The 13,279-nt window shown below is 70.5% G+C and carries 13 protein-coding genes; 6 read left to right on the top strand and 7 right to left on the bottom strand.

Translation table 11 applies throughout. The annotated features are described in order from the left end of the window. Positions 1 to 75 precede the first annotated feature (75 nt). Positions 76 to 1,164, top strand: coding sequence for a PP2C family protein-serine/threonine phosphatase (locus E0F75_RS01740; protein WP_187620611.1), 1,089 nt, complete (start codon positions 76 to 78; stop codon positions 1,162 to 1,164). Between the two features lie 168 nt (positions 1,165 to 1,332). Here the strand turns inward: E0F75_RS01740 and E0F75_RS01735 are convergent, their stop codons facing one another. Further along, the gene (locus E0F75_RS01735; protein ID WP_187620610.1) at positions 1,333 to 2,460 is read right to left on the bottom strand and encodes an NADH:flavin oxidoreductase; all 1,128 of its coding nucleotides are present in this window, start codon (positions 2,458 to 2,460) and stop codon (positions 1,333 to 1,335) included. Positions 2,461 to 2,578: 118 nt separating this feature from the next. Between E0F75_RS01735 and E0F75_RS01730 the strand changes: the two genes are divergently transcribed. Then, positions 2,579 to 3,013 carry a MarR family winged helix-turn-helix transcriptional regulator gene (locus tag E0F75_RS01730; RefSeq protein WP_229312431.1) on the top strand — a complete coding sequence of 145 codons (435 nt, stop codon included), beginning with the start codon at positions 2,579 to 2,581 and terminating at the stop codon, positions 3,011 to 3,013. 125 nt (positions 3,014 to 3,138) lie between these two features. Next, entirely contained in the window at positions 3,139 to 4,653 is a 1,515-nt protein-coding gene (locus E0F75_RS01725) for a DHA2 family efflux MFS transporter permease subunit (protein WP_229312430.1), read from the top strand. 173 nt (positions 4,654 to 4,826) lie between these two features. Here the strand turns inward: E0F75_RS01725 and E0F75_RS01720 are convergent, their stop codons facing one another. The 4 genes from E0F75_RS01720 to E0F75_RS01705 form a co-directional block, all read right to left on the bottom strand. Next, positions 4,827 to 6,344 carry a UDP-N-acetylmuramoyl-L-alanyl-D-glutamate--2,6-diaminopimelate ligase gene (locus E0F75_RS01720; RefSeq protein ID WP_187620609.1) on the bottom strand — a complete coding sequence of 506 codons (1,518 nt, stop codon included), beginning with the start codon at positions 6,342 to 6,344 and terminating at the stop codon, positions 4,827 to 4,829. A gap of 200 nt (positions 6,345 to 6,544) precedes the next feature. Then, positions 6,545 to 6,682, bottom strand: a complete 138-nt coding sequence (locus tag E0F75_RS01715) for a hypothetical protein (protein ID WP_187620608.1) — start codon at positions 6,680 to 6,682, stop codon at positions 6,545 to 6,547. 338 nt (positions 6,683 to 7,020) lie between these two features. Further along, positions 7,021 to 7,386, bottom strand: a complete 366-nt coding sequence (locus E0F75_RS01710) for an STAS domain-containing protein (protein ID WP_187620607.1) — start codon at positions 7,384 to 7,386, stop codon at positions 7,021 to 7,023. A 249-nt stretch (positions 7,387 to 7,635) separates the two neighbouring features. Further along, on the bottom strand, positions 7,636 to 9,138 hold the full coding sequence (locus E0F75_RS01705) for an MFS transporter (protein ID WP_229312429.1): 1,503 nt from the start codon (positions 9,136 to 9,138) through the stop codon (positions 7,636 to 7,638). Positions 9,139 to 9,253: 115 nt separating this feature from the next. Between E0F75_RS01705 and E0F75_RS01700 the strand changes: the two genes are divergently transcribed. Then, positions 9,254 to 9,751 carry a MarR family winged helix-turn-helix transcriptional regulator gene (locus tag E0F75_RS01700; RefSeq protein ID WP_187620605.1) on the top strand — a complete coding sequence of 166 codons (498 nt, stop codon included), beginning with the start codon at positions 9,254 to 9,256 and terminating at the stop codon, positions 9,749 to 9,751. A 57-nt stretch (positions 9,752 to 9,808) separates the two neighbouring features. Here the strand turns inward: E0F75_RS01700 and E0F75_RS01695 are convergent, their stop codons facing one another. Then, entirely contained in the window at positions 9,809 to 10,249 is a 441-nt protein-coding gene (locus tag E0F75_RS01695; protein WP_187620604.1) for a VOC family protein, read from the bottom strand. Positions 10,250 to 10,570: 321 nt separating this feature from the next. Continuing rightward, entirely contained in the window at positions 10,571 to 10,828 is a 258-nt protein-coding gene (locus tag E0F75_RS01690; RefSeq protein WP_187620603.1) for a WhiB family transcriptional regulator, read from the bottom strand. Positions 10,829 to 11,012: 184 nt separating this feature from the next. Here E0F75_RS01690 and E0F75_RS01685 point away from each other — a divergent pair, with 184 nt between their 5' ends. After that, positions 11,013 to 11,843 (top strand): DUF1206 domain-containing protein, encoded by an 831-nt coding sequence (locus E0F75_RS01685; RefSeq protein ID WP_187620602.1) that lies wholly within the window; start codon positions 11,013 to 11,015, stop codon positions 11,841 to 11,843. Positions 11,844 to 12,074: 231 nt separating this feature from the next. Then, positions 12,075 to 13,265 (top strand): zinc-dependent alcohol dehydrogenase, encoded by a 1,191-nt coding sequence (locus E0F75_RS01680; RefSeq protein WP_187620601.1) that lies wholly within the window; start codon positions 12,075 to 12,077, stop codon positions 13,263 to 13,265. Positions 13,266 to 13,279: the final 14 nt, after the last annotated feature.

The raw sequence follows: 13,279 nt of genomic DNA, 5'->3' as shown, positions 1-13,279 counted from the left end.
GCGCTATGTACCTCTTGTGTGGATATTCTGTCCGGTGTGATCGGGTCTGGAGAGCTACGGCTACGGCTAGGGCTAATGCTTCGCGGGCGCTACGGCCCGGGGGTGCTCGTGCGGCTGTCGCCCGTCATCCTGACCGTCGTGATCGCCGCACTGGCCTACACCACTCCGCCCGAGATGGCTTTCAGTCGCCTCCTGCCCGCCGCACCGGCTCTGGCCGCCGCCATGTGGCCGGTCCTGCCCACCATCCTGCTCGGCACGGTCTGCCTGGTGCTGATGGTCGGCCTCAGCCTCGTCTTCCCCGACCTCGGAACATGGTGGACCGTTGCGGGGATCATCGCCGTCACCGTCGCCGCGGCGTACGGAAGCCATGTGCGGCTCCAGCGGGAACGCACCCTCCTACAGGTACGGCTCGTCGCCGACGCGGCGCAGCAGGTGGTGCTGGGCCCGATGCCGCGCCGCTTCAGAGGCGTCGAGATCGAGTCGCTGTACCTGGCGGCCGCGGCCGAGGCGCGCATCGGCGGCGACTTCTACGAGGCCGTCGACACGCCGTACGGCGTCAGGCTGCTCATCGGTGACGTGCGGGGCAAGGGCCTACCGGCCGTGGGGGCGGCCGCGGCCATCGTCAACGCCTTCCGCGAGGCGGCCTACAGCGAGAAGGACATGGTCGACATCGCCCGCAGGCTCGACGCCAGCTGCACCCGGTACAACGGAGCCTTTCCCCCCGAGGGGACGATGGAGCGCTTCGCCACCGCGCTTCTCGTCGAGATTCCGAACGACGGCGGGCGGATCGACGTCCTCAACTGCGGACACCCGCCCCCGCTGCTCCTGAACCACGCGACACTGCGCGTCCTCGAGTCGAAGACGCCCTCGCCCCTGCTCAGCCTCGCCGACCTGCTGGGTGACCACTACAACGTCGACACCTGCGCCTTCGCCCCGGGCGACCTGCTGCTCCTCTACACCGACGGGATCGCCGAGGCCCGCGACCGGCACGGCGAGTTCTTCCCGCTGGCAGCCTGGACGCGCCGGCAGCCCCTGACGCCACCCCGCGAACTTCTCGCGGCGCTTCACCGCGATCTCCTTCGTTACACCCAAGGGCGTCTCGACGACGACATCGCCGCCCTCGCCGTACGCCTGTGCGAGCGCCGAGCCGCCCCGGCCCCGTGAGCGACCGAGGCTCCGCTCCCGGCCCGGCCGGCGAGCCGGTCGGCCGGGCCGGCTGTCCCGAGCCGGCCGGCCGTTCGTCCCGAGCCAGCCAGCCAGCCGGCCGTCCGTCCCGAGCGGACGCGGGACGGCGGGCCGGCTCCGTCGGTGAACGGCCGCCAGGATTCGGGGCTAGCTGAGCGTCTTCACCGCGGCCGCGTCGTACGGCTTGAGCTCGTCGGTCCGCCCCGCCAGGACCTTCGCCGCCCACTCCGGGTCCTGGAGCAGCGCGCGGCCGACGGCGACCATGTCGAACTCGTCCCGCTCCAGGCGGTCGAGCAGGTCGTCGATGCCCTGTACCGGGGCGCCTTCGCCCGCGAAGGCGTGGATGAAGTCGCCGTCGAGGCCGACCGAGCCGACGGTGATGGTGGGCCTGCCCGTGAGCTTCTTGGTCCAGCCCGCCAGGTTCAGGTCCGAGTCCTCGAACTCGGGAATCCAGTGGCGGCGGGTGGAGGCGTGGAAGGCGTCGACGCCGGCCGCGGCGAGCGGGGCCAGGATCGCCTCCAGCTCCTGCGGGGTCTGGGCGAGCCGCGCGTCGTAGGCGTCCTGCTTCCACTGCGAGAACCGGAAGATCACCGGGAATTCGGGCGATACGGTCTCGCGGACCGCGCTCACGACCTCGGCCGCGAACTTCGTACGGGCCACGGGGTCGCCGCCGTAGGCGTCGGTGCGGCGGTTCGTCCCCGCCCACAGGAACTGGTCGAGGAGGTAGCCGTGGGCGCCGTGCAGTTCGATGCCGTCGAAGCCGATGCGCTCGGCGGCCGCTGCGGCCTCGGCGAAGGCGCCGATGACGTCGTCCAGGTCTTTCCGGGTCATGGCCTCGCCCGTGCCCTCGGTGCCGTCGGGGCGGATGCCGGAGGGGCCCATCGCCGGGGCGTCGGCGTAGGGGGCCTGGCCCTGCTTGCGCACCATGCCGATGTGCCAGAGCTGCGGCACGATCGTGCCGCCCGCCGCGTGCACGGCCTCGGCGACCTTCGCCCATCCCGCCAGCTGCTCCTCGCCGTGGAACCGCGGCACACGGTCGCTCTGCCCGGCCGACTCGTGGCCGACGTAGGTCCCCTCGGTGACGATCAGGCCCACGCCGGCGGCGGCGCGGCGGGCGTAGTACGACAACACGTCCTCGCCGGGGACTCCGCCGGGGGAGAACATGCGCGTCATCGGCGCCATCGCGATGCGGTTCGGGACGGTCAGGCCGTTCAGCGAGACGGGCCGGGACAGGATCTCGGCGGCGCGGGAGGTGGGGGACGCGGTGACGGTCACAGGGACGCTCCTCGTGGCACTTACTTGACAACCTTGATGCTTGATAACTTCATGCAACGAGGGGACGGTAGAGGTCGATGCTTGAGATAGTCAAGTATCTCCGGCTAGAATGGGCCTCATGACAGAAGCTCCCCGCGCCGACACTGCCCAGCTCATGGAGCTGCTCTCCGTGTCGCTCGGCGTCTACTACGGCGATTTCACCGTCGCGGCGGCGAGCGAGAACCTCACGGCGAGCCAGGGCAAGGCTCTGACCGTGCTGCGCCGGGGACCCGCCGCGATGCGCTCCCTGGCCGAGACCATGACCTGCGACGCCTCCAACATGACCGGGATCATCGACCGGCTGGAGAAGCGCGGCATGGTGCGCCGCGAGGCCGACGCCTCCGACCGGCGCGTCAAGAACGTCATCCTCACGGCCGAGGGCGAGCGCGTCACCGACGCGATCCGCGCGAAGATGCGCACCACGCAGGAGGGCCTGGACAGGCTCAGCGGTCAGGACCGGGACTCCCTGTACGCCCTGCTGGAACGGGTCTTCGGCTCGCACCCCGCCAGCTGATCCCCTGGCTGCCGGGAAATTGGATTGTGCTCGGGCGGCGCCGCCGACAGGATCGGGAACACCCATGAGTTCTTCCCGGCGCCACGGCCCTTCAGTGTGAGCTGCCACGTGTGGAGGACGCTCACATGACGGAAGGCGCCATGCCCGTTCCCCACGCAACGCCCACCCTCTCGCCCGCCCACATCACCGCCGTGCTGCGGATTCTCGTGCTGTCCACGTTCGTCGTCCTCCTCAACGAGACGATCATGGTCAACGCGATCCCGCGGCTCATGCGCGAGTTCGAGGTCACCGCGGCAGCCGCGGGGTGGCTGTCCACGGCCTTCATGCTCACCATGGCCGTCGTCATCCCGGTGACGGGGTGGTTCCTGCAGCGCGTGACGACTCGGACCGCCTTCAGCCTGGCCATGGCCCTGTTCCTGGCCGGTACGGCTCTGGCCGCGGCCGCGCCCGCCTTCCCCGTGCTGCTGGCCGCCCGCGTCATCCAGGCCGGCGGCACCGCCGTCATGATGCCGCTGCTCATGACGACGCTGATGACCCTGGTGCCCCCGCACGACCGCGGCCGTGTGATGGGTAACATCACCCTCGTCATCTCCGTCGCACCCGCACTCGGCCCGGCGGTCTCCGGTGTGCTGCTGCAGTTGGGGACATGGCGCCTGCTGTTCCTGGCCGTGCTGCCCATCGCCGGAGCCATGGCCGTCTTCGGCCGGAGGAAGCTGGTCAATATCGGCGAGCCGCAGGCCGTCCCGATCGACTGGGTGTCCGTCCCCCTGGCTGCAGCGGGGTTCGGCTTCCTGGTCTACGGTCTGAGCGGGCTCGGCGCCGGGGACGCAGTGCAGGCCCCCCTGTCCCCGCCGGTCATGACCCTGGCCGGCGCCGTGCTGGTGGGCCTCTTCGTTTGGCGACAGCTGGCACTTCAGCGCTCGTCCACACCGCTGCTCGACCTGCGCGCCCTGACATTTCGTCACTTCTCCGTGGCGCTTGCCCTGATGTGCCTGTCCTTCATGGCCCTCATGGGTGCGTTCGTCCTGCTGCCGATCTATCTGCAGGAGGTGCGCGGCCTGACCTCACTGCAGACCGGGCTGCTGCTCATCCCGGGCGGCCTGACCATGGGCCTGCTCGGACCACAGGTCGGCAAGCTCTACGACCGATTCGGCGCACCACGCCTTGTCGTACCCGGAGCCGCACTCACCGCGCTGTGCCTCGCGCTGTTCGCACTCACGGGCGAACAGACCTCGCCGTGGCTGGTGCTGGCCCTTCACGTGGCCCTGAGCGCGGGGATGGCGTTCGTCTTCACCCCCGTCTTCACTTCCGGCCTCTCCGTGCTGCCGCCGCACCTCTACCCCCACGGCTCCGCCATCCTCGGCTCGCTCCAACAGGTCGCAGCCGCCGCCGGCACCGCCCTGGTCATCAGTGTGATGTCGGGACACGCCGCCACGGCCGCAGCCGATGGCGCCGGCACCACCGGCGCCCTGGCCACGGGCATCCGCTGGGGGTTCGGCATCGGGGCCGTACTCGGCGCCGTGGCCGTGCTGGTCGCGCTGCTGGTCCGTACCCCGCCCGCTCCACCGCAGCCGGCCGAGCCGGCGGCCCAGGACGAGGACGGCACCACGACGAACAAGACCGCCCCCACACCCGGCTGACACCCGGACGAGCGGTCCGGTGCTCTCGACGCGGGCCGTCGCCGTGTCGAGAGCACCTCGATCTCATCGTCGCCTCGGCGACCGCCACGCGTTCCTCAAGCCCCGTGCATGGAACGGGTGGTCTCGGCGCGCCGAGCGGGCACCTGCCGTGACCGGCTCCCTCTACGAACGGATCAAGCGGCGGACCGAGAGGCGCGGGACCGGGTGGCCGTCCGTGCCAGGGCGAGTTCACGCACGGTGGCCATGTCGCTGAAGGGCAGCAGTTCCTCGCCGACGATCTGGTACGGCTCGCTGCCCTTGCCGGCGATCAGGACGGTGTCCTCGGGGCTCGCCTCGGACAGGGCGAACGCGATCGCCTCGCGGCGGTCGGCGATCCGCTCGAACGGCGTGCCGGTCGCGGCGAGGCCGGGCGTGATCTGGTCCAGGATGGCCTGCGGATCCTCGTTGCGCGGGTTGTCCGAGGTGAGGACGCACAGGTCGGAGTGGGCCCCGGCGATCCGGCCCATGTCGGCACGCTTCGTGTCGTCCCGGTCGCCGCCGCAGCCGAAGACGGTGATGATCCGGCCTCGGGCGTAGCCGCGGACGGTGGTCAGTACCTTGTCCAGGGAGTCCGGTGAATGGGCGTAGTCCACGATCACGGAGGTGCCCTCCGGGGTCTCGAAGCGTTCGAACCGGCCGGGGACGGGCGGCATCCGGTCCAGTGCGGTCACCAGGTCGCCCAGCTCGTGCCCGAGGACGTGGCAGGCGGCCAGGGTGGCGAGGGCGTTGGCCACGGAGAACCGCCCCGGGACGGGGATCGACGCCGGATACGTACGCCCGTCGTGGTGGAGGGTGAAACGGGTGCCGGACGCGCTGACGGCGAGATCGGTCGCCCGGTAGTCCGCCGGTCCATCGAGGGCGTACGTGGTCACCGCACCGGGCATCATCGCCACGATCCCGGCGCCCACCGGATCGTCGGCATTGACGACCGCGTGCCGGCACAGTCCCTGGAAGAGACGGAGCTTGGCGTCCCGGTAGTTCGCCATGGTTCCGTGGTCGTCGAGGTGGTCCTGGGTCAGGTTGGTGAACACCCCGACGTCGATGAACGTACGGTCCACGCGGTGCGTCAGCAGGCCCATCGACGTGGCCTCGAGCACCACACTGCCGGCCCCACGGTCACGCATGCACCCCAGGAGATACTGCAGGTCGGGCGACTCCGGGGTGGTCAGCACCGATCGTGGCATCGGGATCAGCTCGTCGCCGATCCGGCTGCCGGCCGTCCCGATGACTCCCACCTTCGCGCCCTCGGAGATCCGCAGGGCGGACTCGACCATGTACGAGACCGATGTCTTGCCGTTGGTGCCGGTGACCGCCACCACGTCCATCTGACGGCCCGGTTCCCCGAAGTAACGGGAGGTCACGATCGCGGCCGCCCTCCGGATGTCCGGCACCCGCACGGCACACGAGCCCGGCGGCCACACCGACGCCGAGGCCGGTTCCGTACCGTCGACGACTACGGCGGCCGCTCCGCGGGCGAGCGCGGGCGCCACGGAGCCGGGCCCGCCCTCCCGGTGCCCGGGCACGGCGATGAACAGGCAACCCGGCGTCACCCGATCCACGTCGAAGGTCGTCCCCGCGGTGATCAGCGTGCTGCGCGGGTCTCCCTGGAGTACGTGATGCTCCTGCCCGGCCAGCAATTCGCTCAGCTTCACAATGATCCCTTCGAGGTGGCCCGGCCCGGTCGTGCGGCCGTGCCAGGCGGCAGCGCCGGGCGAGTGCCGGAACGCTGCTGTGGTGACGTGGAGCGGGGCGGAGACCACCCGGCGCCGGCAGGGCGAGGCGGGCGTTGAACGGGGCCCGGGAGGGGTCCGGCGTACGGCGTGGAGAGTGGCGGCGCCGGGGGAGAGGATCGCTAGCCGTGGCCGTGGAGCGCGATACGGCGGGTCGGGGGCGCCTCGACGTCAGCGGCGGTGGCCGGGTCGACGACGGCCGGACGCACTCCGGAGGAGGCCTGCCACAGGCACTGCCTCGACGAACTCGTGCGACCCATGGAGCGAGTGTACGGCCGTTCCGGCAGCTCACCGCCCACATCGCCGGCCGCGCCGGTTTGGGTCCCTGCACGGTCGAAGAGAACCGGCCGTCCGAGGTCGCACGCCTTGCCGGTACGAGGAGCGGTCGTTGGGGCCCGCAGGTCGGTGCGGGCCCCAACGGCCTTTCTCGTCTACGGAGTGGAGCACGTGATCGAGAGGGCGACGCGGCAGTAGATCAGGGTTCTGCGGGGCGTGGGCCGGGCGGATCCGGAGCGACGGCCGTGGCGAGGGGCGCGCGGTTCCCCATGGACCATGAGGACCGCTGCCAGGATCGGGCCGCACGTCATGAGTATGAAGGTCATGACGTGGCCGCCGCCATCAGTGGGTCGGCCTGGGCCGCTGCCTGTCCCGAGGCGTCGGCCGCGGCCGCGATCAGGAGGTGTCGAACGGCCCGGGAGCGGTTCGCGAGTGTGAGGCGGCGTCCGCGCCGGGGCCACCAGTCGAGGACGGCGAGGAAGCTGGAGTCGCAGAACGCGACCCGCGCGGTGTCCAGTACGAGCCCGGTGTAGCCGTCGGCGGCTGCCGAGGCCAACAGCGCACGCAACGGAGCGACGCTGTAGCAGTCGATCTCCCCGACGAGGCGGACGACCAGGGTGGTGCCGAGGGTGGTGCAGGAGTCGACGACTATGACGCCGGGCGCGTTGTCCGCGCCCGAGTCGTGCACGACGGGAAGGGCAGGGGCAGCAAGCGAGGCGGGCAGTATCGGGGCTGTGCTCGAGGTACTCACAGACTCATCAACGCCTCGCGTACGGTGCTGGGATTCGAGGCACGCGGCTCTTTCACCCCATGTGAGCAGCATCGATACCCAGCACGAGCGAACGATGCCACCCGTACGGGTCAGAGGGGTGACCCGGCGCGCAGTTCGTCCGGCCGGCCGGGGACCGCTCGTCGCACATGGTCCCCGGGCAGGGGCTCATACGGTGAGGTGCTGCGGAGTGTCGGATTCGCCGGCAGCTGCCTCGGGGGTGATGCCGTGCTGCTCTTCTTCGGGGCGGCCCTTCTTGGGCAGCAGGAAGGTGATCGCGAGGAAGGCCAGCAGCAGACATGTCTGGACGATCAGCGCGTGGTGGAAACCCGTGGTGAAGTCACCGGTCTTCGCCTGGGCGAAGAACACCGAGCCGAAGACCGCGACGCCGATGGAGCCGCCGACTGCCTGAACCGCCGTCAGGACACCGGAGGCGGATCCGATCTCGTCGTCGTCGACCGCGGCCAGGACGAAGCTGAACAGGGCGGCGATCACCATGCCGGCGCCGATGCCCGCCACCGCTGTGCCGGGAACGATGTCCCAGATGGAGAACGAGACGCGGTCGAGGCCGTCGAGCTCGAACCACAGCACCGCTGCACCGGCCAGCTGGACGAGCGGTCCGATCTGCAGCACCCTGCGGCCGATCCTGTCGGCGAGGAACGCGCCGCTGACCGCGCCGCCGAAGGCCGTGCCCACCGCGAGGGGCAGATTGCCCAGTCCCGCGTCACCAGCGGTGAAGTGCCGGCCGACCTGGAGGAACAGGGTCAGCACGAGCTGGGTGCCGATCAGCCCGCCGAAGAACAGGGCGATGCCGCCGAGTCCGACGGTGAAGGCCGGCTTGCGCAGCAGGCCCGGGGTCACCAGCGGCCCGCGGCCCGCGGCGGCCGTTCGCCGCTGCTGGAGGGCGAAGAGGGAGAAGCCGATCACCGAGGCGGCCATGCACAGCCATGTCCACAGCGGCCAGCCGTCCTCCTGTCCCTGGTTGAGCGGCAGCACCAGCAGCGCACAGGACACCACGACCAGGGCGGCGCCGGCCATGTCGACCCGTACCGTGCGGTCGCCCGCCTTCCTGGGCACGAACTTCGCGGCGACGATCAGCGCCGCGATTCCGATGGGCAGGTTGATCAGGAACACCGACCGCCAGCCCAGGCCGAAGAAGTCGCCCTCGATGAGGAATCCGCCCAGGACCGGGCCGATGATGCCGCCGAGGCCGAGGACGGGGCCGAAGATCGCGAAGACCTTGGTGAGCTCGGGTCCGGAGAAGTTCTCCCGCAGGAGGCCCAGGCCCTGGGGCAGCAGCATCGCTCCGGCGGTGCCCTGCAGCAGGCGGAAGGCGATCAGCGACTCGATGTTCGGCGCGATCGCGCACAGCAGCGAGCTCGTGGTGAAGGCCGCCAGGCCGATCAGGAACATCCGGCGCCGGCCGTGGCGATCACCGAGCCGGCCGCCCAGAACCAGACCGGCGCCCAGGGTGAGGGCGTAGCCGCCGATCACCCATTGCAGTCCGACGGAACCGGCACCGAGAGATGTCTCCAGGTCCGGCCCGGCGACGTTGACGATCGACGCGTCCAGGAGGTCCATGAGCTCCGCGATGATCATCACCGCCAGGATCAGCCACCGCCATCGGTAGGGCTCGGTCGTCTCGTCGGGGGTGGGGGACAGGTCACGCACGCCAGTTACCTCCATGGTGAAGTAATTCCACGGTGAAGGTAAAGTGAGGGAGGTAGGTTGTCAAAGCGGGTGACCGAGCAGACCGCACAGCAGAAGAGAACGGTGGAGGGTCGGCATGGAGGAAGCCGTGCGCGACGGTGTCGCGGAGCAGCGTGAGCGGCTGATGGAATCGCTGAGGATCTACGGCGGCCACTACGCCGAGCTCAGTCGGCGCTTCGCCGCCTGGCTGGGGCTGCACTCCACCGACGCGACTGCGGTACTGGAGATCGCCGCCGCCGAGGAACGCGGCACTCCCCTGTCGCCGGCGCGGCTGAGCGAACGGATCTCCCTGTCCACGGGCGCCACCACCGCGCTCCTGAACCGTCTCGAAGCGGCAGGGCACATCACCCGTGCCCGCGAACACTCCGACCGGCGCATCGTCACGCTACGCAGCGGCGCGCACATCCAGGAACGTGCGGACGAGTTCTTCGGCCCGCTCGCCCACCGCCTCGACGCCGCGATGTCGCACTACCCGCCCCGGCTCCTGGAGCAGTTCGAGGCGTTCATGGTCGACCTGAACACCACCATGAGCAGCCACCTCACGGAACGGGACCCGGCGGCACCGCGCCCCTGACGGCCCGACTCCCGGACCGGCACGGCACGACACGGCATCGGCTACGCCGACACCTTCTCAGCGCAGCTGTTCGGCCAGTCCGACGATGACGCCCTCCGGGCCGCGGACGTAGCAGAGCAGATAGCTGTCCTCGAACCGCGCGATCTCGCCGACGAGTGTGGCGCCGTGAGGGCGCAGGCGGGCGACGGTGTCCTCGATGTCGTCGACGGCGAACATGACGCGGTGCGTGCCCAGAACATTGTGCGGCCGGTTGCGCGGCCCGCCGCCGATCGCCGCGGGGCTGCGGTACTTCGCCAGCTCGAGCCGGCTGTGGCCGTCGGGGGTCCGGACCATCGCGATGTCACAGTGGACGCCTTCGAGTCCGGTGCACTGGTCCGCGAAGCGGCCCTTGACCTCCCCCCTGCCCTCCAGCTCCATACCGAGTTCCACGAAGAACGCGATGGCGGCATCCATGTCGTCGACGACGATGCCGACGTTGTCCATCCGCTGAATCGCCATGCTGGTCGCTCCTTCTTCCTCGTGCGACCGGTGGTGGCCGCTGATGCCCCGGGGACGGAGCCGGTGGCACGTTCTCGACATCCGTCCACCCGCAGCCGCCGGCCAGTGGTCATTCGTCGAGGGGAGAGAGGTCCATGTGCCACACATTCACCATCGGCCGAAGGCTGCGGCCCGGCCACCGGATGCCCTGCCGAGACGGCAACCTGCATCGCGTAGGACCCAGGTCTCGCGGCTCGGTCCCAGCCGCAACGCCACCGGGATGGCAGTGGCGCCGTCCGGCTGGACCCGCCGGTCGCACGCGCCCTCTGTTCGGGCGGATCCTCACCGCGCCTTCACCGCGCGGTGGCGCAACCGCCGCTTCAGGGAACGGCGCTCGTTCTCGTCGAGACCGCCCCACACCCCTGTCACCTGACGGGAGTCGTCCATGGCCCAGCTGAGACAGGCCTCCTGAACGGGGCAGCCTCGGCAGATGTCCTTGGCCTCCTCGGCCTGGACCAGAGCGGGGGCGCCGGTCCCCACCGGGAAGAAGAGGTCGGGGTCGACGTCCTGGCATGCAGCGGATACGCGCCAGCTGTCCATGTCGTTCCTCCTGCCTACTTGTACGGGTGTCATTCCCTTCGGCTGACCGGTCGGCGGCACTTGAAACACTGTCATCCTCGCTAGTACGCCCCTTTTCCGGCACGACGACGTGTGGCGTGCCGGTCGGGTTCGGATCGGGGAGACGGGGCACCCGAAGGTTCCAACCCGAGGGGAGTGACCGGCCATGACCACAGGAGAGTCGTCCACGACCGTGGCGAGAAGAGCGGACCGCGGCGGGGTCGTACGGGCAGGTGCGAGGGCGGGCTTCGTGGCGCGCGGGGTCCTGTACCTTCTCGTCGGCGCCCTGGCCGTACGCATCGGCGTGACGGGCACGAGCGAGCAGGCCGACCGGGGCGGGGCCCTCGCGGAGGTCGTCTCGACGCCGTTCGGCTTCGTCCTGATCTGGGCCCTCGGCGTCGGCCTCGCCGGCATGGCGTTGTGGCGGCTTTCGGAGGCGCTCTTCGGGGCCGCCGGGCCGAAGGGCGACCGTCCCGGCAAACGCGCTCTGTCCGGTGCCAGGTTCGTGTTCTACGCGGCCTCCTCGTTCTTCGTCCTGTCCTTCGCGGCGGGGGACCGGGGCAGCGGCGCGGGCTCGACCGACAGGCAGAGCCATGACCTCACGAGCCGTCTGCTGTCACTGCCCGGCGGCCCGTGGTGGGTGGGGGCGGTGGCCACGGGCATCCTGGGCGCGGGGCTGTGGATCGCCGGCCGGGCCGTGCTGCGGAAGTACCGCGAGCATCTGGAACGGCAGCGGATGTCCACGCTTCAGCGTCGCTTCATGGACGTGACGGGCACAGCGGGCGGCGTCGCGCGCGGGCTCGTGTTCGCCGCCGTCGGCTTCTTCGGCCTGAAGGCGTCGAGTCAGTCCGATCCGGGCGAGGCCAAGGGCGTGGACGATGCGATCCGCTCGTTCGCACAGGCCCCGGCGGGCCCGTGGCTTCTGGTCGCCGTGGCCGTTGGTCTCGCGCTCTTCGGGGCGTTCTCCTTCGGCCAGTCCAAGTGGCGCGAGATCTGATCCACAGTCCTTGTACGGGCGGTCCCGGCCGAGGCCGTGCCCGCCCAGGGCCGGTGTCGATGAGAGGGATGCCGAGGCCGGCGCACCACCGGGGACGCTCGGTCGCCTGCGAGGGGGGCTGGTCAGGGCCCCTGACCACCGCTCTTCGTCGGTGGAAGGCGGAGCGCATGGGATCCGCCGGCACCGGGCAGCCGCCGGGTGTCGAGCGCAGCCGAGAGCGAGGAGAGGACCATGAGGGCATTGACCTGGCACGGGCAGCGCGACGTGCGGGTGGACACCGTGCCCGATCCGGTGATCGTCGATCCGACGGATGTGATCGTCCGCGTCACCTCGACCGGCATCTGCGGCTCCGACCTGCATCTGTACGAGCTGTTCGGCCCCTTCCTGGACGTCGGTGACATCCTCGGGCACGAGGCCATGGGGATCGTGGAAGAGGTCGGCCCCGGCGTCCGTACCCTCGCTCCGGGCGACCGGGTGGTGGTGCCGTTCAACATCTCCTGCGGCACATGCTGGATGTGCGGCCAGGGGCTCCAGTCGCAGTGCGAGACCACCCAGGTCACGGAGTACGGCATGGGCGCGTCGCTGTTCGGCTACACCAAGCTCTACGGCCAGGTTCCGGGCGGCCAGGCCGAGTTCCTGCGGGTTCCCTTCGGTGACACCCTGCCGGTCAAGGTGCCCGATGACGCTCCCGACCAGCGGTACCTCTACCTGTCCGACGTCCTGCCGACCGCCTGGCAGGCCGTCGCCTATGCCGAAGTTCCGCCCGGGGGGAGCGTGACGGTGCTGGGACTCGGACCTATCGGCGACATGGCCGCTCGCGTGGCCCTTCACAGGGGCGCGGGTGAGGTCATCGGCGTGGACCTCGTCCCCGAACGGCTCTCTCGTGCTCAGGAGCACGATGTCCACACGCTCGACCTCGCCGAGCTCGGCGAAGGGCTCGGGGACCGGATACGGGACCTCACGGACGGCCGTGGCACGGATGCCGTCATCGACGCCGTCGGCATGGAGGCGCACGGCGCGCCCCTCACCAAAGCCGCGCAGCGAGTCACGGGACTGCTGCCCGACGCCCTCGGCAGGAGACTGATGACCAAGGCCGGTGTGGACAGCATGTCCGCTTTCGACGCGGCGGTGGACGCGGTGCGCCGCGGCGGCACCATCAGTCTGGTCGGCGTCTACGGCGGCGCCGTCGACCCCGTGCCCATGCGCAGCCTCTTCGACAAGCAGATCCAGCTCCGGATGGGCCAGGCCAACGTCCGGCGCTGGGTGGACGACATCCTCCCGCTGCTCGACGACAGCGATCCGTTGGGAGTCGACGAGTTCGCGACCCACGTCCTCCCGCTCGAAGAGGCCCCTCAGGCCTACGAGGCGTTCCAGGCGAAGCGGGACGGCATGGTCAAGGTGGTGCTGACCCCCGGCCGATGACCCTTCCGCCGCGG

The sequence above is a fragment of the Streptomyces sp. CB02980 genome (assembly GCF_014451325.2).
Lineage (GTDB): Bacteria > Actinomycetota > Actinomycetes > Streptomycetales > Streptomycetaceae > Streptomyces.
This window is presented reverse-complemented; position numbering and strand designations above follow the sequence as displayed.

Coding starts and splice junctions, on each gene's coding strand:
- E0F75_RS01690 (WP_187620603.1), bottom strand. CDS start 10,828: ATGGACAGCTGGCGCGTATCCGCTGCATGCCAGGACGTCGACCCCGAC.
- E0F75_RS01680 (WP_187620601.1), top strand. CDS start 12,075: ATGAGGGCATTGACCTGGCACGGGCAGCGCGACGTGCGGGTGGACACC.
- E0F75_RS01740 (WP_187620611.1), top strand. CDS start 76: ATGCTTCGCGGGCGCTACGGCCCGGGGGTGCTCGTGCGGCTGTCGCCC.
- E0F75_RS01695 (WP_187620604.1), bottom strand. CDS start 10,249: ATGGCGATTCAGCGGATGGACAACGTCGGCATCGTCGTCGACGACATG.
- E0F75_RS01715 (WP_187620608.1), bottom strand. CDS start 6,682: ATGGGTCGCACGAGTTCGTCGAGGCAGTGCCTGTGGCAGGCCTCCTCC.
- E0F75_RS01725 (WP_229312430.1), top strand. CDS start 3,139: ATGACGGAAGGCGCCATGCCCGTTCCCCACGCAACGCCCACCCTCTCG.
- E0F75_RS01700 (WP_187620605.1), top strand. CDS start 9,254: ATGGAGGAAGCCGTGCGCGACGGTGTCGCGGAGCAGCGTGAGCGGCTG.
- E0F75_RS01730 (WP_229312431.1), top strand. CDS start 2,579: ATGACAGAAGCTCCCCGCGCCGACACTGCCCAGCTCATGGAGCTGCTC.
- E0F75_RS01685 (WP_187620602.1), top strand. CDS start 11,013: ATGACCACAGGAGAGTCGTCCACGACCGTGGCGAGAAGAGCGGACCGC.